Below are 20788 nucleotides of genomic sequence, written 5' to 3'. Positions count from 1 at the left end.
ACAGCCATTGTCGCAACGTCTGCTACGCCAGCGTGGCACCAGCTTGTTTGAAGGTTTGATCGCCATGCTGCTGATGGGCATTGTCGGGGTGGGCATGACCTATGTGCTGTCGCGCTCTGCCTTGAGCCAGACCACCGTTAACGCCCAGAACATTGTGGTGAATCAGGTGCGCGCCCAGTTGCAAAGCAGCACCACTGGCTTGAGTGCACTTTGCAATGGTGTGACTCCTGCCCCGATCGCCTTGAATGCCAGCAACACCGTATCTGCCACAACGGCCAGCAATTGCACCATGGTTCAGGCGACGGTGAGTGTTGCCGGGGGCACTGCCAAAACCGTGTTTGTGCCGCAGGTGGCGATCACCGCCAGCGCGCCAAGTGATGGCTCGTTGCTGGGCGGTTCGCTTGTCATTACCAACAATGGTTCGCAATGAAAAAAAATGCTCATCTCGGCTCCGGACAACGAGGCTTCACGCTAGTCAGTCTGATGGTTGGCCTGGTGATATCCATGCTGGTCATCCTGGCCATGCTGTCGCTGTTTCGGGTGGTGCTGCATTTTACGTTTGATCAAAGCAGCGGCATGCAGCCCACCGCCGCACAAGATCGACAGGCCACCACCGGTTTGTTGACCGTGCAAAACCAGCTGCAAAGCGCGGGGTTCGGGATTGCCAGCGCGGCCAGCAATACCAACTTTGCTGTGGTCAGCGGTGCTGCCCTGGCTAGCACCAATAAGGTGACCGGCACTGCGGTGACCCTGCCGACTACGGCAACCACCTACGCCAACGCCATTTTTTGGGAAAGCAATCCCACCCAGACCACGGCCACCACAGCGTGGACCTGCCAAGGCCTGATCAGCAGTAGTGCCGACAATTCGGTCTCGTTATTGCAGGCCGCCGGCAGTTGCAACCCGGTTTCCACCCAGTGGAGCAGCAAAGTCTGGACGGTTACCCCGCTGATTGGGGCCAATATCTTGCCAGCAATTAACGCAGCACCGCCGGTGCCGCCCAATCTGACTTTCCAGGCCAGCACAGGCACCGGTACCTGCTGGCCGTATGGCGCAGAAGTGAACACGGCCAGCCTGCCCGCCTCTGCAGCCAGTGCTGTTTCCGGGCTTACCAGCAGCCAGACCCATACGGCCGGTTTGTCGATCCGGATTAACTGGACGACCAATAGCGGCAGTAACTCCTGGACCACTTGCTTGCCGAACTTCTCCACATGAGAACCTTCAACTTCCCTTCTTCTTTCTCACAGACCAGTACCCGCGGCCAACGTGGCCTAGCGGCCATTTTGCTGGTGTTGCTGGTGGGCTTGTCGTTGTCCGCCGCCGTGCTGGGCACCATGTATTACATCCGCAGCGAACAAGACAGCATGGTCACGGCGCACGGCGCCACCCAGGCGCAGATGAAAGCATGGAATGGCGTCGAGGCTTTTCGGCAATATCTGTATCAAATCGGACTGACCGGCACGACCAGTCTGGCTGCGGGTAACGCGATCACCTTGGGTGGCGTCACTGGCGTCGCGGGCTCGGTGGTCAGTCTGAACTCGGCCACCGGCAATGGCTGCGTTTCCTCGGCGGCGTCCGGCTCAACCCAAGGCACCTTGGTCACGGCCAACTTTACCGGCAGCAGCGGCGGCGCCACGTCAACCGTGCAGGCGGTGTATTGCGTCACCGGTTCGACCACCTCAAGCAATCCTGGCAATACCAACGCCATCAATTTCAATCATGACGTGAACCTGGGTGGCAGCATCACCATTAACTCCAGCACCACCACTGCGCAAAACGCCGTCATCAACGTACAGGGTGCGTTCAATGCTGGCAGTCTGTCGCTAACGGGTTTGAAGGCGATCAATGCCACCGGCAATGTCACGCTAGGCAGCAACTCCTCGGTAAATGTCATTTCTTCGAATGGCAATGTCACGTTGAGCGGCAGTGCCAGTGCTTTGACGATCAACGCAATGGGCAATGTGGTGCTGACTGGCGCAGCCTATGCAGGTGCGATTAACGCCAACGGAACCGTCAGTGCCCAGAGCACCAACAACGGCGCCATTGTGGCGATTGGCGATGTCACGCTGGGCGGCGCGACATCGGTCAAAACCAAAGGCAGCGTGACCATGGACTACAGCACGGTCGGCACGCTGTATGCGCAAAAAAACCTGACGGTGACCAGCAGTGGCAGTGTCGGCAGCGGCATTATTGGTGGCGCGCTGTCCAAACCTAGCTGGAACAACAACGTCAATGTCACGCAGCAAACCGGTTACACGGTGGCCATCACGCCGCTGACCGCCCTGACCCTGACCACGCAAACGGTGGATGCTTACCAATTGCAATCGCTGGCCAATTACGTTTTTGATGTGGATAGCAGCGGCTATCGCAAAGTCACCGTTGCCAATGTGAATGGCATCGCCAACGGTACGTATTATCTGGGCAATTACGATGGCAGCCACCAGGATTATCTCTGTACCGCGTTAGCCACCGGCTCAAGTGCCAGCAACCCGACTTGCCAGACGCCAGCCGTTGGCTCCGCTGTGACCATTTGCCAGGGTTATTCGACCAGCAATAGCTGCTTTGCCTATAGCACCAGTAACAGCACATGGTCGATTAACGGCACCAGCATTGCGCAGGGGGTGACCTGGTTTCACGGCAATCTGGCGCTGGGCAATGGCAATTACTACAACACCTTTATTGCCACCGGCAACATCGCCACCAGTGGCAGTTTTCAGGTCTATGCGCCGAGCTACGCCGGTTATAACGGTTCAGTCTCTGGCACCAATTACACGCCGACCGGCATCTGCGTGAATTCATTTTTTCCGGCGCGCTATCCTACCAACCTGTGCACGCCGACGAGCAATCCCACCAGTTATGTTTATACGGCCAACCCGGCAGCGAATTACGCCCTGCTGGCTGGGGGCGCGGTCAATGGCATCTATTCTGGCGGGAACATCAGTCTCGGCTCGTCCAACACCATTTACGGCAGCGTTCTGGCAGGCAACCAGCTCACTACCGGCGGGAGTACGGTGGTGAATGGCTATGTCACCGCCGCTGGTAATGGTTCCAGTGTGACCAACAGCCTGGGCGGCAGTACCACCATCAACCTGACCGCATTACCACCTGCCTACCAGCCCGGCGCCGGCTTGCCAAGTACCGGCGGCGGCGCATCGACCTCGACCAACAACGTGCAGGTGTTCTGGAGTCGCTATCTGTAGTTCGCCGCCAAACTAGTCCCACCAGTTCGCGGATGGCCGCATTGCTGAATCAAACGCGAAGATACGGACTATCTGCACTTTTACTGGCGGGCTTAAAACCACGACAATCACCGGACCGATCGTAATGACGGCCCGGTTTTTTTATCGTAATTTATGCGTCCCTTTTAAGGTGTCCTCATGGCGCTCAGTCCTGCCGTTGCCCGCGACCCATATCATTCTCGCCAGATCAGCTGCCAAGGCTATCTACGCCAGGACGGCTTGTGGGATATCGAAGCCACCATCACCGACACCAAAGGTTATCCCGTGTCGTTTTACGATGGCCGCAACCTGCCTGCGGGCGAAGCACTGCATGAAATGCAGGTGCGGCTCACGCTCAACAGCCAATACGAAATTGTTGCTGCCGAGGCGAGTACCGAGCATTCGCCCTATCTCATTTGCCCAGAGATTGCCGCCTCATATCAGCAACTGGTCGGCATCAAGATCGGGCCGGGATTTAACCGCAAAATCCGCGAATTATTCAAAGGGCGAGCGGGCTGTACACACATCACCGAATTGCTGGGCCCGATGGCCACGGTGGCGTTTCAGACCATCTCCTCCGGCTTGCGCAAACGGGAAACAGCGCAGCCCGCCGTGGGCGAGCGCACCGGTGAACAGTCTCGTTTGCTGGGCAGGTTGATTGACTCGTGCCACGGCTGGCGTAGCGATGGTGATCCGGTGCGGGTGCAGTTTCCGGAGCTTTACACGGGCGATGCTGCAACAGATAGCTGAAAACGCTGCGGCTACTTAGCACCCAGCGCGTCATTCCCATTGCTTGCCCGCAGTTTGACTTGATTATTCATGCCTTCGAGCACTCGCCAACGGTCCCGGCGGCGCTTGATATCCCCGCACGCGCTTGTTATTTGCATCTCTTTGCGGCGGGCATTGATGATGCAGTGCACAAAACAAACTTGAAAATTGTCAATTGCATGCAAGACTGATCCCAATGGCATGAATTCAGGTGAAAGTAGCGCCACTCACCGAATTCACCCTTGCTACGGCTGCCGCCCCCGGCTTTGGAGATCGTATTGAATAACTTTGTCAGGACCATACTTCGGCATGGCCTGTTTCCGGCGTTCCTGCTGGCTTATGCCGCGTTCATCATTGTGAAGGGCCCGCTGGCCACCAATGACGGCCCGGTTCATCTGTCGTTTGCCTATTTGCTAAGCCACTACGGCTCGCCAGAGTGGCCACTACAGTCGCAGATGTTTGTGCTCGCCAATACTTTGCAACCCAATATGGCGGTCTACGCCATTTTGCGCACGCTGTTGCTGGTTTTTTCGCCTGATCTTGCCGAAGCGTGTTTGCAGGCGCTCTGCCTCATTACCCCGGCGCTGGCTGCGCGCTATGCATTGCGGCAGATCAACCCGGCCAATACGTGGCTGGCCTGGTTTGTCTTGCCGCTGACGGCAAACCGTTTGTTTTATCTTGGCTTATATAACTTCCTGTTCTCGGTTGCGGGCTTCTTTCTGGTCATTGGCTTGTACGTGCGCTTGCGGACAAAACCCAGCCTCCCATTAGCCGTGGCCTTGGGCTGCGCTTTGGTGGTGACGCTTTTGTCGCACGCGGCCGGGTTTCTGATGGCGTTGCTGGCCATTGGCGTGCTGTCGGGACTGCAATTTTTTGCTGACTTGCGCGCCGGCCAATCCTGGCGGCAACTTGGTGCTACCTATGGCCGACTGATTGTGGGCTTGTGCATTCCGCTGCCGCTGGTGATCTGGTTTTTCTTGCAGCAGCACGGCGCACAAACCTTGTACGGCATTCCGCTGCACGAGCGCGTAGATAGCCTGATGCGAGCCAAGTTGTTCCGCATACAGACTGGCGACGAGCGCGTGGTGTCCTGCACGCTGGTGTTTTTGCAAGTGGCGACGGCCGTTGGATTAATGGTTGGTTTGTGGCGAAAACGCGCTGTGCGCTGGCGATTGAAGCTGGCCTGGTTTGCAGCATTAACCGTGTTTATCCTGTTTTTTGCCTTCAGCCTGCTCGTCCCGGATATCTCGGGCGGCGGTTGGTCGCATTTCATGCGCGCGGCACTTTTTCCGCTGTTGTGGGCGGTGTTGTGTGCGGCATTTTTTGCTTTCCGGCGCTGGCAACGCGTCGGTTTATCGCTGCTGGCTCTGGCCTTGCTGTTGATCCAGTTCCACGCCACCAACAAACTTCAGGCCAGCCTGCAACCGCCCATGAACGCCTTGCAGGAGATCGATCATTTAATCGGGGCGCACTGCACCGTGCTGCCGGTGCTGGAATCGTCGGTCAGTTACGACCAGAACGGCGTGCGTTACCCATGGAATTACGACCCATTGTTTCAGGCGACGAACCGGCTGGAGTTATCGCAAGATCGCGTGGTGCTGTTCAATTTTCTGGCGCGGCTCAAGGTGTATCCGGTGCATTTCCGGCCAGGATATGACACGCAGGATTTGATCTTCCATTGGCAGCCAGGACAGCCGCAGGTCGCGATCCAACGACTGGACGTGCCACGTTTTGAGCAGCAAACCGGTTTGCCTGTGGATTATGTGGTGATCTGGGGCAAACCGACGGACACGGATGCCGTCGCCCCACAGGACCTGGCCCGCGCCTTGAATAACGCCACGCTGATTTATGAATCGCCGGACAAGCTCACACGCTTATATCAGCGTGTTTCGCAAAAACAGGGAATGTGCAGCAGCGCCCCGCGACACGCCCAGTTCGCCATGCATCTGGCCACGCCTTGATTGGGGATGGCCAGAGCCATACGCGGCCGCCCAGTTTTGCAGCCGCGCATGGCAATCCGTTTTAGCTGACCAGATCCAGATGCGTATGCTGGCTGATTTGGGCAAAGCCGATCCGCTGATACACGCTGTTGCTGATCGGATTGGCCAGATCGGTATACAAAAATACATCCCGAATGCCGCTGGCTTGCAAGTGCGCTGAAGCCGCAGCCACCATTGCTCCAGCATAGCCGCGACCCCGCTGCTCGGGCGTCGTGTAGACCGGGCCGATGCGGGCCAGCGGTGCATGGGGAGAAGTCACGCAAAACGCGGCAGCCTGGTGATCAACCTCCCAGATCCAGACCATGGGCGGATTCGTCTGCAACCACCCCGCCACTCTGCCGAGCGCACCCGCCGCAGTTTCAGACATGTCGCACTCTTCGCAAAATGCCAGGAACCACCGTGCCAGCAAGGCTTCATCGGCGTCGGTGGCAGCCCGCAAATAACCGGCCGCGCCGGTGCTCACAGGTTCAGTCATCAAGCGATGGTTACCCAGTGCTACCCGTGGCTCGAACTCTCCCCAGACGGCGGCAAAAGACTCGGCGTAACCCTGCGGCCCGATGACATCAGTCAAAAGCACATCGTCGTCACGCAGGGCGGAACGCAAGCAATCGATTGCGTCATGATCCAGATCGGTCATGAACAGCGTCCGGGTAGGTATCACGCCGCTGACCAAAGCGGCGCCCAAGGTCTGCCCGGCACGTTTGAGCAGATAAAAATGAACCTGCCGTTCGGCGCACAAGGCGGGCGTTATACGCAGCGCCATGGTGTAAAGCTGATTGTGGGTCCAGTACTGTTCGCCCAGCCACGCGGTCAGCGCTGCGGCAAAAGTATGGGGGTCGGAATGGCGTTCGATATGCGTCATGCGATCCTCTCTGGCTTTGGGGGATAAGCCCGAGGACTTGGCGAACAGCGTTGCCCGGCGTGTCAACCCGCGCGAACTAAAGACCGCGTGACATCAGGATCAAATCGGCGGGATAGCCCGGTAATTCACGCCTGGATTGTTCGACAAACCCTTGGGCTGTCCAAAATACCAATCCTGGCTGGTTATTGGCAACCACACCCAGGCGGATTTCCTGGCAGCCCCAGCCGCGCGCCAAGTGATCAATATGCTGGAGCGCCTGTTTACCCAGCCCCTGGCGTTGCCAGTTTTCGGCAAACAACAGTAGGCCGATAAAGGCACAGTGCTTTTCCGGATAGCCGCGAATCACATCGGCGCAACCTGCAATCTGTTGATCGAGGTAATAACCGAAGACAAACTTGTCGGGGTAATCGATGTCCGGCGGCAAGGCTTCCAGCGCCTGCTCGGCGGCATCGGGCTCGGGCAGCTTGCCCTCAACCAGCAGGCTGAATGCGGGCGCGCCGTTGAAGACCGACTGCAGATCCGCAACGGCTGCAGGGTCATCGCGGGATAAACGCTGTGCTTGCAGACTAGACATCTTGTTATCCCCCAACCCGCCGAACATATGCGCGTGACAGAGGGCGGGTTACACCCGCCCTACGCCATCATGCCAGCGCGGGTGCCGCGCCCATCCAGCCTTGCGGGATCGAATTCAGCAATTTGCGCGTGTAGCTTTCTTTGGGCTCGCGGTAGATCGCATCCGAATCGCCTTGCTCGACCACTTCGCCCTTGTTCATCACCAGCACCTGGTCGGAGATATGCTTCACCACCGCCAGATCGTGCGAGATAAACAGGTACGACAGCTTGTACTCATCCTGCAAGTCTTGCAGCAGGTTCAGCACTTGCGCCTGCACGGAGACATCCAGCGCCGATACCGATTCATCACAAATCAGCACTTCCGGTTTCATGGTCAGGCAGCGGGCGATGGCGATGCGCTGGCGTTGGCCGCCAGAGAACTCATGCGGGTAGCGCAGCAGCGCACGAGCTGGCAGACCCACGCGATCCAGCAGTTCTTGCGCCATTTTCCGGCGCTCTGCGCCATTGGCGCCAAGGCCATGCAGCATCATCGGCTCGGTGAGAATCTGCTCCACGGTAAAGCGCGGATTGAGCGAAGCGTATGGATTCTGGAAAATGATCTGGATACGGCGCTTGTAGGCGTGGAACTCTTTGTTGGACATCGCCAGCAAGTCTTTGCCTTCAAACAACGCCTTGCCGGCGGTAGCCTGATGCAAGCGCACCAGCGTCAAACCGACGGTGGTTTTGCCCGAACCAGATTCACCGACGATGCCCAGCGTCTTGCCGCGTGCCAGCTTGAAAGACACCTCTTTCACCGCGTGGAATTGCTTCTTGCCGAACAAGCCTTCGCGAATATCAAACGATTTGGACAAACCCTGCACGTCCAGCACGATTTCGTCATTTGCCTGATAACCGCGTACGCGTTCAGCCGGGGCCACGTAACCGCCGGGCTTCATGAAGTCGTCAATTACCGGCAAGCGTTGCGGGCGATGATCCAGTTGCGGACGGCACGCCAGCAGCGCCTTGGTATAAGCGTCTTGCGGCGCTTCAAAAATCTGCTGCACCAAGCCCGCTTCACGAATCTCGCCGTGACGCATCACGATCACTTCATCGGCAAACTCGCCCACCAGACCCAGATCATGGGTGATGAACAACACGGACATGCCGTGTTTCTTTTGCAGCGCAGCCAGCAGTTCCAGAATCTGCTTCTGAATGGTCACATCCAGCGCAGTAGTGGGTTCATCGGCAATCAGCAGCTTGGGTTCGCAAGCGATGGCGATGGCGATCATCACGCGTTGTTGCTGGCCGCCGGACAACTCATGTGGATAGGCTTTGATCTTCTTTTCCGGGTCCGGCAAGCCGACTTCAATGAGCAAAGCCAGCGCCCGCTTCCACGCCGCGCTGCGCGACAAATGCGCATGCAGCATCAGCGTTTCAACAATCTGGTCACCCACCGTGAATACCGGGTTGAGCGAGCTCATCGGCTCCTGGAAGATCATCGCCACATCTTTACCGCGCAAACGGCGCAGTTCGGCATGTGAGATGCCCAGCAAATTGCGGCCTTCAAAGATGATCTGGCTTTCGGGGTCGATCACCGTCTGCATGGCGGGCAGCAACTGCATGATCGCCATTGACGTCACCGACTTGCCGGAGCCCGACTCGCCCACCAGCGCCACGGTGCGGTTTTTCGGGATATCAAAACTCACGCTTTTGAGCGCGTGAAAATGTTCAGCGTCTTCTTGCTTGAAACGCACATTCAAATTGCGGATCGACAGCAGGTTTTCTTGGTTGCTCATGATGTCGGTCCTGGTTATTTGTTGGCTTTGGGATCAAACGCGTCGCGCAAACCGTCAATCAGCAAGCTGAATGCGGTCACCAGCAAAGACATGGCGATGGTCACCGCCACCATTTGCCACCAGACACCCTGCACCAGCTCCGCCGGAGCCTCGGCCAGCATGGAACCCAGACTCACTTGCGTAACGCCGACGCCAAAACCCAGGAACGACAGAATTGCTTCGTATTTAATCAGCGCCACGGTCAGCAGCGAGAACTGCACCAGCAACAGATGCGAGATATTGGGCAGGATATGCACAAAGATACGGCGGGCATCGCTGGCACCAATCGCGCTGGCCGCTTGTACAAACTCGCGGTTCTTCAGTTTGAGATATTCAGCACGCACCAGACGATATGTTCCGGTCCAGCTGGTCAATGCCATAACAATAATGATGGTCTTGATGCCACGCCCGGCCACAGCGGCAAACGACAGCAACAACAGCATGTCTGGCACGCTGGTGAACACGCTGTAGAACCAGTTCAGAAAGTCATCGACCTTGCCACCAAAGTAGCCCGAGAGCGCCCCCAGCACGGTGCCCAACAGCAATGTGAACAGTGCGCCAAAGATCCCGACGAAGACCGAGGTTGATGTGCCCTTGATAGTCTTGACGATCACGTCACGGCCACGCAGGTCGGCACCAAACGGCAGCGCCTCGCGCAAGGGTGTTTCTACCGAGGCGTACTTGCCCATGTTCTGACGGGCAATCGCCAGCTCCTTGCCAATGGGGTCTTCCGCTTCGGTCATGGTCATGATCGGCGCACTGCTTTTGGCACCCGCGGTGTCTTCCTCAGCCGGTGGCAGCGTTTCTTCTGCGCTTTGCGCCAGCCAGGATGGGGGCGCATAAGGGATAGCCACTTCTTTGCGCCAGCCATCACCAATAATGTTGAACCAGCCGGCGACGGCGACAGCAAGGAACGCGCCGACCACGATCAGCGAGACCATCGCCACACGGTCACGCTTGAGACGGCGCCAGCCCAGCGCCCAGAATCCGCGGTGCACTTCCGGCGAGCTATTTGTGGCCGGAGCAGCCTGTACAGAACTTGTCATGTTGTCTCTCCGCTCACTTGAGTTGCACGCGTGGGTCGATCAGCTTGTAGATCAGATCGGCCAACAGGTTAAAGATCATGGTCGCCAGGGCGATATAGACGGTGATGGCCTTGATGATCGGGAAATCACTGTTGTTTACGGCGATCACCACCGCGTTACCCATACCCGGAATGCTGAAGAAGGTCTCCAGCACCAGCGCACCAATCAACATGTATGGCAGCGACATCATGACCGTGGTCACCACCGGAATCAGCGCATTGCGCAGCACGTGCTTGAGCATGACAACTCGCTCAGACAAGCCCTTGGCGCGGGCGGTACGCACGTAATCGTTACCCAGTTCTTCCACAAAGAACGAGCGATAGAAACGGATATCCGGCCCGAGTGACACCATCAGCCCCATCAACATGGGCAATGGCACGTAGTACACCAGGTTATGCCACGACGAATTGCTCCAGCCCGACACCGGGAACCAGCCAAATTTGTAGGCCAGCCAGTACTGACCGGCAATGATGTACACCAGCGCAGAGACCGACATGGCAATGGTGCAGCAGACGGTCACAATGCGGTCGGTCAGGCCACGGCGGAAATACGCCACGGTGGCCGCCAGCGGAATGGCAATCAACAGGTCAACCACCAGCATCGCACCCGTCAGCAGCAAGGATGGGCCGACGCGCGAGCCGATGATGTCGGATACCGGTTGCTGGGTAGACCAGGAGGTGCCGAAATCCAGCGTCAACACTTGTTTCACAAAGATCAGAAACTGTGCCGCCTGGCTTTTATCCAGCCCCAGTTGTGCGCGGATATTGGCCAGCGATTCAGCAGTAAGGTGCTTGCCTGCCAGCACCAGTGACGGATCACCGCCAAACACGTTAAACAGGACAAACACCAGCAACATCACCCCAAACAGAGTCGGGATCATTTGCAGGACGCGACGGACGATATAAGCGAACATTTTGCCGCCTCCTTATTTCTGGATATCCATGAAACGCCAGGACACCTGGAGGACGGGATGAACCTCATCGCCCAGAACACGGGGTTGCATCAGACGGTTACGGAAACGTGTTTCGCCTGGCAGCCATGGGGTTTCTTCCATCATCACCTTGTTCATTTCGTCATACAGGTGATTGCGTTCCGGGCTGTCCTGCATTTTTTGCGATTCCAGATACAGCTTGTCGTAGCGTGGCGAGTTATAGCAGGCGGTATTTTCTGCGCCGATGTTCTTGCTGTAATTGAGCATCACAAAATTTTCGCCGTCCGGATAATCCGCGATCCAGGCCGCGCCAACCATGCCGTAGGTGCACGAACGCATGGCCTTGAGCAGATCGTTGAATGTGACCGGGCGGAACGACACGCGAAGGTGAATGGAGTCGAGTGCTTCTTGCCAGTATTCATTCCACTGACGACCAACTGCAGACGCATCTGACAAAAAGTCGATGGAAATGGGCTTGCCATCCGGCGTGGTGCGATAGCCATCCGCGCCGATCTTGTAGCCAAACTGATCCAGCAAGGCATTGGCTAGAGGACGGTTGAACCCGTAATCAAGGCGGAAGTTTGGGTTATGCCCAACCACACCCGGCGGTACGATGTATTCCATGCGAACGGCATTGTTGCGACGGATATCGCGAATGGTCTGGTCCGTATCAAACGACATGGCAATGGCGCGACGCAGGGCGATTTTTTCTTTGCCCAAGCCACCCAGCACCGGGTCTTGCATATTGAACGGCCAATAGGTCATTTCCGGATCAAGCACCCGGCTGATCTTGATTCCCGCTTTGCGGTATTCGGCCTTGAGCGCGGCACGGCGCGGGTTCTTTGGGTCCATGTTCAACACGCCACGCAACAATGGCTGCGGAATCGAATACAACTCATCCAGCTGGCCGCTCTTGAAGGCCAGCCACATGGGCTGTTCTTCGGTGAATATCTGTACTTCGATGCGGCCGATCTGCGGCATGGTTTTGCCGTTCATGTCTTTTGCCACCTGCTCACCCGCCTTGTCGCCAGGCGTGGGGTGGAAGTCATAAACGATATGACGGAAATTGGGGTTGTACACCAGCGTGGTTTTTACGCCCGGTTTCCATTCTTTGAGAATGTACGGGCCAGTGCCGACCGGGTGGGCGTTGGAATTCTGGCCATAGGCTTCAATCACTTCACGCGCTTGCGGCGAGGTATGCGGCATCGCCAGGACATACGAGAGTGCGGGATATGGGTCTTTGAGCTTGAGCTGGACGGTGTAGCGATCCAGCGCCTTGATACCTTCGCACGGGGCGTCGTAATTGAACTTGCCGTTTTTGGCTTTCTCGGCCAGTTCATCGACACCGACAAAATGACCAAGTACCAGGTAATTGGAGGGCGAACCCGTTGCCGGATCGGCCAGACGCTTGAGGCCATAGACCACGTCAGCAGCGGTCAGCTCGCGCTTTTTGCCATTGAAAACAGGGTCATCCGCAAAATAGATGCCCTTTTGCAGGTGGAAGGTATAGGTGAGCCGATCAGCGCTGATCTCGGGCATAGCCTGTGCGGTCAACGGAATCAGCTTGGCCGGACGTGCGACATAGTCATACGTCAGCAATGGCTCAAAGATGTTCTCGATCACGCCGTGCGAGTACACATCAGACACCTTGGCCGGGTCATAACCGGTTTCGGCCGCGTTGAACGAGCTATGCAGCACCTTGTCCGGATCAGGCGCGGCTTGCGCTTGCCAGGCCAGAATGCCGAGCATGGCGGCGAGCGCCAGCTTTCTGATTCTCATATTTCCCCCTTCCCTGATCCGCGTGTTACAGGGATCACCTGTAATCAATACTGCTGTTTCTGTTTTTGCCGCAGCTGGATTGATGTATGCATTCTAGCCAGGCGATTGTTGCTGTAACGAACACTTGAGCACTGCCAAACGCCAGTTCGCACAACCTGTTCAGGCTGCAAAACCAAACTGACGCCTAATAAAAATGCCTGAGAGGAATCCCCCCAGGCATCTCAATCACTACACCGTTGCCAGCATCAAACCTGTTCCGGTTTTGCACGCTACGGCGAGTGTTACTCGGTTACTGCAGGAACTGCTCGCCACCCACGATGCCGATCTTCTTCACGCCCAGACGTTGCGACTCGGCCAGTACTTCAGCGACCGGTGCATACGATGCATCTTTGTCAGGGCGGATATGGAATTCCGGCTGCGGGTTTTGATTCGCAATCGAGGTCAGTTTTTGTTCCAGCGCAGCGCGGCCATTCACCAACTCGCCATCCCAATGGATCTCATTGTTCGGCAGGATATCCAGTTGCACCACGACCGGCTTCTTGTCGTTCTGCGGCTGGTTATTGTTGGTTGGCATGTCCAGCTTGATGGCATGCGTCTGGATTGGGATGGTAATGATCAGCATGATCAACAGAACCAGCATCACGTCGATCAACGGCGTGGTGTTGATTTCCATCATCAGTTCGTCATCACCGGACGAGCCTACTTGCATGCCCATAGTCGTTCTCCACACGGCAAACGCTGTTGCATTTGCCTTAAAAATCCGGGCTTGCAACCGGGCCGGTCAACTGGCCTGGTTGCAGAGCGATCCACATCAATTGTTTGGCTGCGGCTCGGTAATGAACGCAATCTTGACGATACCGGCACGTTGTACGGCCAGCACGATGCGGCCCAAGGGACCATAACGTGCATTGATGTCGCCCCGAATGTGTACTTCAGGCTGCGGTTCTTTCACTGCGGCCTTTTCGAGTCGGGCCAGCAATTCTTCATCGCTGACGGGTTTCTGGTTCCAGTAGGTAACGTTTTTGTTATCTACCGCCAGAACGATGTTTTCCGGTTTGGTCTGCGTCGGAATGTTGGTTTCCGTCGGCAGCTTCACATTGACGGACTGGGTCACCACCGGGATGGTGATCAGGAAGATGATCAGCAACACCAGCATCACGTCGACCAACGGCGTGGTGTTGATGGCGGACATCACCTGATCTTCATCACCAGAGGCGCCACCGTGACTGGGTCTACGATAACGCGCCATGGTTTTTTACCTTACTTGGCAGGCGAAGCGAGCAGGCTTGCGTGCAGGCGGCCAGCCACCACACGAATCATGTCCAGCACCAGCTTGTTGCGACGAACCAGCCAGTTGTAACCCAGCACCGCAGGCACAGCCACTGCCAGACCAATCGCGGTCATGATCAGCGCTTCACCCACCGGACCGGCCACCTTGTCGATGGAAGCCTGACCAGCAATACCGATGGCGGTCAGCGCGTGGTAGATACCCCACACCGTACCGAACAGACCCACGAACGGCGCGGTAGAACCGATGGTTGCCACAACGGACAGACCCGATTGCATGTGGTGACCTGCGGAATCCATGGAATCGGAAATCGCCATGGCAACCCAGGTGTTCAGGTCAACACGGTTGGCCAGTTCACCCTTGTGTTCTTTGGCGGCTTCGATACCGGCAGTCGCAACGGCGGTAAACAGCACGTCGTCGTTCTCGGCCACAGCCTTTTGTTGCAGCTCAACGCCGTGGGCTTCCAGCAGCGAACGGCCATGCTTGAGCAGGCGGCGCTGTTCCAGCAGCTTGACGATACCCACGTACCAGGTGGCCGCGGACATGATCAGCAAAATGATCAGCACGGTGCGGGCTACTACGTCGCCCTGGTTCCACAGTGCGTCGATGCCGTACGGGTTGCTGCCGGCTTCAGCGGCGCTGGCCACTGCCGAGACAGCCATCAGGCCGGTCACAGCAGCAAAGGATTTGATGAAGGAGGAGAAGTGCTTAGTCATGATTTCGACCCTTAAGTAAAACGTTGATCCCTGATCAGGAATCAGAATTCAAATGGAAGTTGTATTCGTAACTGAACGAACCAGCCGGGCAAACATAGGACTGCAAAGCCTTGGTAATTTCACTCTTGAACTGATTACGGTAGCTCGCAGGGATAGCCTTGAACGAGATGTTGTCAATTGCCGTGAATTTACCGTTGCTGCCAACACTGAACACAATCGAAACCAGACCTTCGATGCCATCTTCCATGGCTTTGGACGGGTATTCGGGTTGTTCCAGGTGGCTACAATTGCCGCGTGCTGACAGCGGACCTGTCGGCGCGGGAGCAGCTGTGGGTGCAGGGGCCTGAACCGGAGGTTGCGGAGCAGGATCCGACGTCGTCGCAGCAATCGCAGTAGGCGCAGCCTGAGGTTGCGGATGCTCAACCGGCGGCACGTATGCCTTGGGCTGTTGCGGTTGCGGAACCGTTTTCTCGACAACCTTCTCTACTTTGGGAGGCGGAGGGGGCGGAGGGGGCGGAGGCGGTTCGCTGATAATAGCGACTTCCACCTTCTGCTGGATTTTCTTGACCGCGTCTTGCGCCAGGCCCGTTACCAACGCGTAGATCAGAAGAGCGTGGAAAACCACCACACCAATCAGACCTGTCGCGCGACGGCCACCGGCACGACCACTGCCATATCCGTACGCTGTGTTAGCCATGTTCGGCTCAACCTATCAATTCACCTGAAGACCCGCCGCCTGAACTACCGGCGACAGGATTCAGAAGTTCAACTTGCCACAACCAACAGCTCACCCTCTCGGGCTTCGCTGAAACTTGCTTCCATTTGCCCGGCCCCTGCCCTGCCCGAAGGCAGGACCGAGGCCGGATGCAACTCCCTACAATTACATCTTGTAAGAAGCTTGCAGGTAGTACGCACGACCAACCGAGTCGAAGAAGCGTGGATCGTAACCTTGCTGGAAGGTGTAATCCTGGTTGGAGTACGGTGGTTCTTTATCAAACAGGTTCTTGATACCGAACGTGATCGACAGGTTCTTTTGGTACACGTAAGTGCCGGACAGGTTCCACAGGATGTACGAAGCTACACGATTGCCTTCATACATATCCTGATAGCCAGTCTGATAGGTCGAACCCAACAGGCCGCTAAAGTTACCCTTGTTCCAGTTCAGGTTCAGGTCTTGCTTGTAACGGAAGATCGGCGCGTTGTTGTAGTCCGAGAACTGACCAATGCCGTGGAAGTACTGACCATCTTTCTCGTGCTGATAATCAAACTTGGTCAGGTAGGTACCGTCGTAACTGATCGCGAAGTTACCTATATCGGTCTTGGGCAGACGGATCGTTGCCGACAAGTCGACACCGGAGATCATGGTGTTACCCAAGTTCTGGGTGGTATCGATCACGTACAACAGCTTTTGAGTGGACGGATCACGAACGAAACGGTCTGCGTACTTGTCTGGATCAGCAAAAATAGCGGTTTCGGACAGGGTACCGATGGTGTCGTGAATGTTGGTCCAGAAGTAGTCCACCGATGCAGTCACAGCCTTGATTGGCTCAACTACAAAACCGAAGCTGGCGGAATTGGATTTTTCCGGCTTCAGGTTATTGCTGCCACCGATCAACAGTTGCTGCTGCGCGGCGCAATCACGACCCTGATTGCCACCAGGTTGCAGAACGCCGCCCTTGCACAAGACCGGGTCGTCATACTGACCGGCAGTGTTGGTTTGCTGATTCGGCTGATAAATGTTGTACAGCGACGGAGCGCGGAAACCGGAGCTGGCGTTACCGCGGAACTTCAGCTGTTCGATCGGCTGATAAGTGAACTTCACTTCCGGATTAAGGGTATTACCAAAATCACTGAAGTAGTCATCACGCACGGCAAGACCGGCATTGAACTTTTCAGTAACAGGAATATCCATCTGCGCAAAAATAGCTTGCGAGTTACGGCTGCCGGATGTGTTCTGGGCCGACTCAAGGCCGGTACTCAAAGCAGCAGCAGCCAAAGTGCTGAAGTTCGCGTCAAGGCTTTCATGTCGGGCTTCAACACCTGCCGCGAACTGCACGTTACCTGCCGGCAGAGCGAAGATGTCTTTATTGACATGGAAGTCGGCCAACGTGGTGGCGTACTTGTCTTCTTCGATCTTGCCATTCAATGCAACGCTATCCCAAGCACCGGCAGCGGAGTCGCCGAACGGGTTCAGGGTGCCGTCGTTAAATGCGTCTTGTAACTTGCTACCGTCAACGTAACCACCGGTCAGGTAGTGGCGAACCTGGTTTTGCGAATACGCCAGACCACCAGCATATGCCCAGTCACCAATCATGCCATCAGCGGTTGCCATGATCCGCTGGGTCGTGGACACAACTTCATCCAGACGATCGCCAGCCGGAATGGAGCGAGCGTGCAGTTCTAGCGAGTCCGTACCGGCGGGTGCATTGGCCAGCGAGAAGTACGGCGAGGTGCTCGGCAGATTGAAGAAGTCGTTGGTGTAGGTCAGCAGCGGTGTCGGAGCAACACGAGTCTTGGTGGTGGTTTGCGTACCGATGTACTGCAAGGCCACCAGATTGTCTTCGTTGATCTGCTTCGAAGCCTTACCCGTCACGGTGTACTGCTCAACTTCAGGCTGGATACCGTAAAACAGCGGAGTCTGTTCGCGACAAGCCTTGCCAGTACCGTTACCCACCAAGACTGGCGGTTGGCAATTCGGCGCAGTCGTATTCAGCGTGCCATACGGCGATTGGTTGCCGGTGGTCGGATCAACCGCTGAATTCGGATCGATCAGTGGATTGCCGGTCCTGTCCAGCGGCACAAAGTTGGCCGGGAAAGTATTGCCGCTCACACCCTGCGGGTTCAGGCGGTTGGTCGCGAAATCGCGATCAGTCGTCTTGATTTCGTCTGTCTTGGACGCCGTGAAGGAGCCATAGATATTGAAGCCATCGTCTACCAGGCTGCCCTTGCCGCCGGTCACGCTCACTTCTTTGGTCATGCCACCTGGATGTTGTGGATCCAGGATACGGGCTTCAATCGTCGCGCCTTGAACAGACTTCTTGGTCACGAAGTTGATAACGCCGGCAATCGCATCGGTACCGTAGGTGGCTGATGCGCCGCCCTTATATACGTCGATGTGATCAATTGTTGCCAGCGGAATAGCGTTCAGGTCAACCGCCAGGCCGTTACTGGCCTGGTTAGCCATACGACGGCCATCCAGCAGAACCAGAGTGTATTGCTCGCCCAAGCCGCGCAAGTCGGCGAACGCAGCACCACCATTGTCGGTGCCGACAGAGGTCGCTGCAGTAATAGCCGAGGTATTGGCAGCGATAGCGGCAACGGCTTGTTCGACGTTGACGATACCTTGCTTGGTCAGGTCTTCCGTCTTGATGACGGTAACAGGGTTGGCACCTTGCTGCTTGATACCACGAAGATACGTACCGGTTACTTCAACACGGTTTGCCGCAGCGGAGGAGGTTGTTGAGGATGAATCTGCATCATCTGCGAAGGCAGATGCTGCATACGTTGCACCGATCATTGCCAGTGCCACTACAAGAGTTTTTCTTTTATGAAGCACAACTGCCTCCCAGGGTTGGTAAGTGGAAGCCCACATCCTTACAGTACGGCCAAGGGGTTCGCTGTTGGCGACCCACTCCGGCCATCGTTGTCGGTTGGCCGTGTAAGTGTGCGGATAATCGCAGAAGTGACATTCACTCCACAAAAAAAATGGGAATAGTGCTCAGAATTGTTGTCAAAAAAACACAGTAAACACGTTACAACACGATAAACAGGTACTTTTTGGCATTATCAAAACACGATTAAATCGTTAAAAATCAATACATTAAAGATGTAAAACAAGTACCAAAAGAAACTGTTGTCGTATCATGACAACAGTCAAACCACTTTGCACACCCATATGCAGGGTGTAATCGGAACCCCACCAACTACAAAAATGCGTTAAAAAATAGAATATAGATTACGTCAAATATTCAATTAAGAACTATAAAAAATTCCTAATATATAATATACAAGTAAGCATAAAGTAATTATCAATTGAAACAAGTGTTTAATGAGAGTGCAAAAGCACACTTTTGGTGCATATTACTTACACCGCTTTGAAATGTGCACCAGTCATGGACTCCTCCTCACCAGGCACCAGGAGGGGTTGTCAGGAAATATTCCATATGCAAGTACCACCCCTGCCTAAAATCGACCCAAGAAGTATTCGGGATATCCCGCACAGCAAAGAGAACTGACCTTGCCTCTCGAATAAAAGGACAAGTGTTTTGCCCTATCCACTTTCAAATCTGGCCCAAATCGGTGATTGGCGGCGGTTAAAGTCAGTTGAACAGGCTTGCAAGGCAGGAGATAAAGACGGCAATCGAGAGGGTGGGGGGAACGCAGGGAGAAAAAGGGTCGATTTGAATCGTTTGACCAGTACGCTACGTAATCTGGTCCAGCGCGCACGCGAGAGCGCGCTCTGATGCCAGCGAGCTTGCCTGGATGCAGATTGATGCCTGTTGATTGCGGAGACTAGCCAGTGTGCTGTTATTCAGGTGAGCGCGGCCATTGCAGCTGCAACTCACTGTGAAACTCGCGCATGACGCCGCTCAGCGGGTCCACAAAGGCCAGCGAACGTGCCAGCAGTTGCAGTGGTTTGGCGAAGTCGTCGTCCTGATCCGCTTGCACAATCGGATACCACGGGTCATTCAGAATCGGCAGGCCCAGCGCGGACATATGCGCGCGTAGCTGGTGTTTTTTGCCGGTGTGTGGCTCCAGCCGATATAGAGCAAGCTCCCCTGCCCGCTCGATCACTGAAATGCGGGTTTCCGAGTTGGGCTCCCCCGCCACTTCTTGCGAGGTAAAGAACTTGTCGCCTTGCTCCAGGCGGCTGATGTGCGTGCGCGGCAGCAGCAGATCGGCACGCCAGGGCGCCACCGCTTCGTAGACTTTGAATACGGAACGCGCTTCAAACAAAGACTGGTAGGCGCCACGGCTGGGCGGATGCAGGCAAAACAACACTAACCCGGCAGTTTCGCGGTCCAGCCTATGCACGGGGGTGAGGTCCGGTAAATCCAGCTGCGTGCGCAAGCGGGCCAACAACGTTTCGCGAAGCCGCCGACCGGATGGAATGGTGGCCAGAAAATGGGGTTTGTCCGCCACCAGAATGTAGTCGTCGCGATAGAGCACGCTGGCCTCGAAAGGAATTGGCTCCTCATCGGGCACTTCCCGGTAATACCATAGACGACCACCAGAACAATATGGGTCGGAGCCGGCGACGGGGCGGCCGTGGTCATCGACGATTTCGCCATTGGCCAGGCGGGCAAACAATACGTCTTGCGGTAAATGTGGAAAACGCGCGAGCAGAAAGCTGCGCATATCTGGCCAGCGGCCTTGCTCAGGCAGGATCACAAAACTGGGCGCCACGCCATTGCGATGCGGTACCGGGGCGATACGCGACATCAGGATTTATCCAGCGGCGTTTTGTCCGCCTCAACGGATAGCGGGTTGGCATCTGGCTCGGCAGAGGTTGCGTTTTGTTGTTCCCATTCTTCTCGCAACCGTTCGTCTTGCGCTTGCTCAGCACGTTTTTCTGCTTTTTTGATCTGGCCGCCGCGTTTGAGCCAGAAAATCAACCAGGTCGGCAGCACGCCCAGAAACAGGATGAAGGCGCCGCCCAGCGCGACGCTGCCGGTGCCGGTGCCCACGGCAATCATCAGGATCACATACAAATAACCGATCAACAGGATGTACATATCTATCTATTTAGTCCGT

General features: G+C 56.1%; 18 protein-coding genes. 5 read left to right on the top strand and 13 right to left on the bottom strand.

From position 1 onward, the window contains the following. Positions 1-7: 7 nt before the first annotated feature. The 5 genes from N7220_RS16330 (at position 8) to N7220_RS16310 (ending at position 5947) form a co-directional block, all read left to right on the top strand. The gene (locus tag N7220_RS16330) at positions 8-430 is read left to right on the top strand and encodes a PulJ/GspJ family protein (RefSeq protein WP_283148582.1); all 423 of its coding nucleotides are present in this window, start codon (positions 8-10) and stop codon (positions 428-430) included. Then, on the top strand, positions 427-1215 hold the full coding sequence (locus tag N7220_RS16325) for a PilW family protein (protein ID WP_283148581.1): 789 nt from the start codon (positions 427-429) through the stop codon (positions 1213-1215). The genes N7220_RS16330 and N7220_RS16325 overlap by 4 nt, the downstream gene beginning before the upstream one ends. Beyond that, positions 1212-3200 (top strand): beta strand repeat-containing protein, encoded by a 1989-nt coding sequence (locus tag N7220_RS16320; protein WP_283148580.1) that lies wholly within the window; start codon positions 1212-1214, stop codon positions 3198-3200. The genes N7220_RS16325 and N7220_RS16320 overlap by 4 nt, the downstream gene beginning before the upstream one ends. Before the next feature lie 177 nt (positions 3201-3377). Further along, positions 3378-3968, top strand: a complete 591-nt coding sequence (locus tag N7220_RS16315) for a DUF2889 domain-containing protein (RefSeq protein ID WP_283148579.1) — start codon at positions 3378-3380, stop codon at positions 3966-3968. 296 nt (positions 3969-4264) lie between these two features. Further along, positions 4265-5947 (top strand): hypothetical protein, encoded by a 1683-nt coding sequence (locus N7220_RS16310; RefSeq protein WP_283148578.1) that lies wholly within the window; start codon positions 4265-4267, stop codon positions 5945-5947. Positions 5948-6008: 61 nt separating this feature from the next. Here N7220_RS16310 and N7220_RS16305 read toward each other — a convergent pair whose 3' ends face one another. The 13 genes from N7220_RS16305 to N7220_RS16245 all read right to left on the bottom strand — a co-directional run bounded on the left by N7220_RS16305 (position 6009) and on the right by N7220_RS16245 (position 20769). Continuing rightward, positions 6009-6848: a GNAT family N-acetyltransferase gene (locus tag N7220_RS16305; RefSeq protein ID WP_283148577.1), complete on the bottom strand. Its 840-nt coding sequence runs from the start codon at positions 6846-6848 to the stop codon at positions 6009-6011. 76 nt (positions 6849-6924) lie between these two features. Next, positions 6925-7422 (bottom strand): GNAT family N-acetyltransferase, encoded by a 498-nt coding sequence (locus tag N7220_RS16300; protein WP_283148576.1) that lies wholly within the window; start codon positions 7420-7422, stop codon positions 6925-6927. 67 nt (positions 7423-7489) lie between these two features. Beyond that, the gene (locus tag N7220_RS16295) at positions 7490-9196 is read right to left on the bottom strand and encodes an ABC transporter ATP-binding protein (RefSeq protein WP_283148575.1); all 1707 of its coding nucleotides are present in this window, start codon (positions 9194-9196) and stop codon (positions 7490-7492) included. 14 nt (positions 9197-9210) lie between these two features. Continuing rightward, entirely contained in the window at positions 9211-10281 is a 1071-nt protein-coding gene (locus N7220_RS16290) for an ABC transporter permease (protein ID WP_283148574.1), read from the bottom strand. A gap of 13 nt (positions 10282-10294) precedes the next feature. Continuing rightward, a complete protein-coding gene (locus N7220_RS16285; protein ID WP_283148573.1) occupies positions 10295-11233 on the bottom strand; it encodes an ABC transporter permease in 939 nt (312 codons plus the stop codon). A 12-nt stretch (positions 11234-11245) separates the two neighbouring features. Next, complete coding sequence (locus N7220_RS16280) at positions 11246-13030, bottom strand: ABC transporter substrate-binding protein (RefSeq protein ID WP_283148572.1); 1785 nt, start codon at positions 13028-13030, stop codon at positions 11246-11248. A 289-nt stretch (positions 13031-13319) separates the two neighbouring features. Further along, the gene (locus N7220_RS16275; RefSeq protein WP_283148571.1) at positions 13320-13745 is read right to left on the bottom strand and encodes an ExbD/TolR family protein; all 426 of its coding nucleotides are present in this window, start codon (positions 13743-13745) and stop codon (positions 13320-13322) included. Between the two features lie 96 nt (positions 13746-13841). Then, positions 13842-14279 (bottom strand): ExbD/TolR family protein, encoded by a 438-nt coding sequence (locus tag N7220_RS16270; protein ID WP_283148570.1) that lies wholly within the window; start codon positions 14277-14279, stop codon positions 13842-13844. Between the two features lie 11 nt (positions 14280-14290). Continuing rightward, a complete protein-coding gene (locus N7220_RS16265; protein ID WP_283148569.1) occupies positions 14291-15034 on the bottom strand; it encodes a MotA/TolQ/ExbB proton channel family protein in 744 nt (247 codons plus the stop codon). 34 nt (positions 15035-15068) lie between these two features. Then, the gene (locus N7220_RS16260) at positions 15069-15731 is read right to left on the bottom strand and encodes an energy transducer TonB (protein WP_283148568.1); all 663 of its coding nucleotides are present in this window, start codon (positions 15729-15731) and stop codon (positions 15069-15071) included. Between the two features lie 183 nt (positions 15732-15914). Continuing rightward, positions 15915-18551: a TonB-dependent receptor gene (locus N7220_RS16255; RefSeq protein WP_283148567.1), complete on the bottom strand. Its 2637-nt coding sequence runs from the start codon at positions 18549-18551 to the stop codon at positions 15915-15917. Between the two features lie 1010 nt (positions 18552-19561). Next, positions 19562-20476 (bottom strand): pseudouridine synthase, encoded by a 915-nt coding sequence (locus N7220_RS16250; RefSeq protein WP_283148566.1) that lies wholly within the window; start codon positions 20474-20476, stop codon positions 19562-19564. Continuing rightward, positions 20476-20769 (bottom strand): hypothetical protein, encoded by a 294-nt coding sequence (locus N7220_RS16245; RefSeq protein WP_283148565.1) that lies wholly within the window; start codon positions 20767-20769, stop codon positions 20476-20478. Before N7220_RS16245 ends, N7220_RS16250 begins: the two co-directional genes overlap by 1 nt. Between the last annotated feature and the right edge of the window lie 19 nt (positions 20770-20788).

This window comes from Silvimonas soli (assembly GCF_030035605.1).
Taxonomy (GTDB): Bacteria; Pseudomonadota; Gammaproteobacteria; order Burkholderiales; family Chitinibacteraceae; genus Silvimonas; species Silvimonas soli.
Note: the sequence above shows the minus strand (reverse complement) of the source record. Positions and strands in the feature narration are given on the sequence as shown.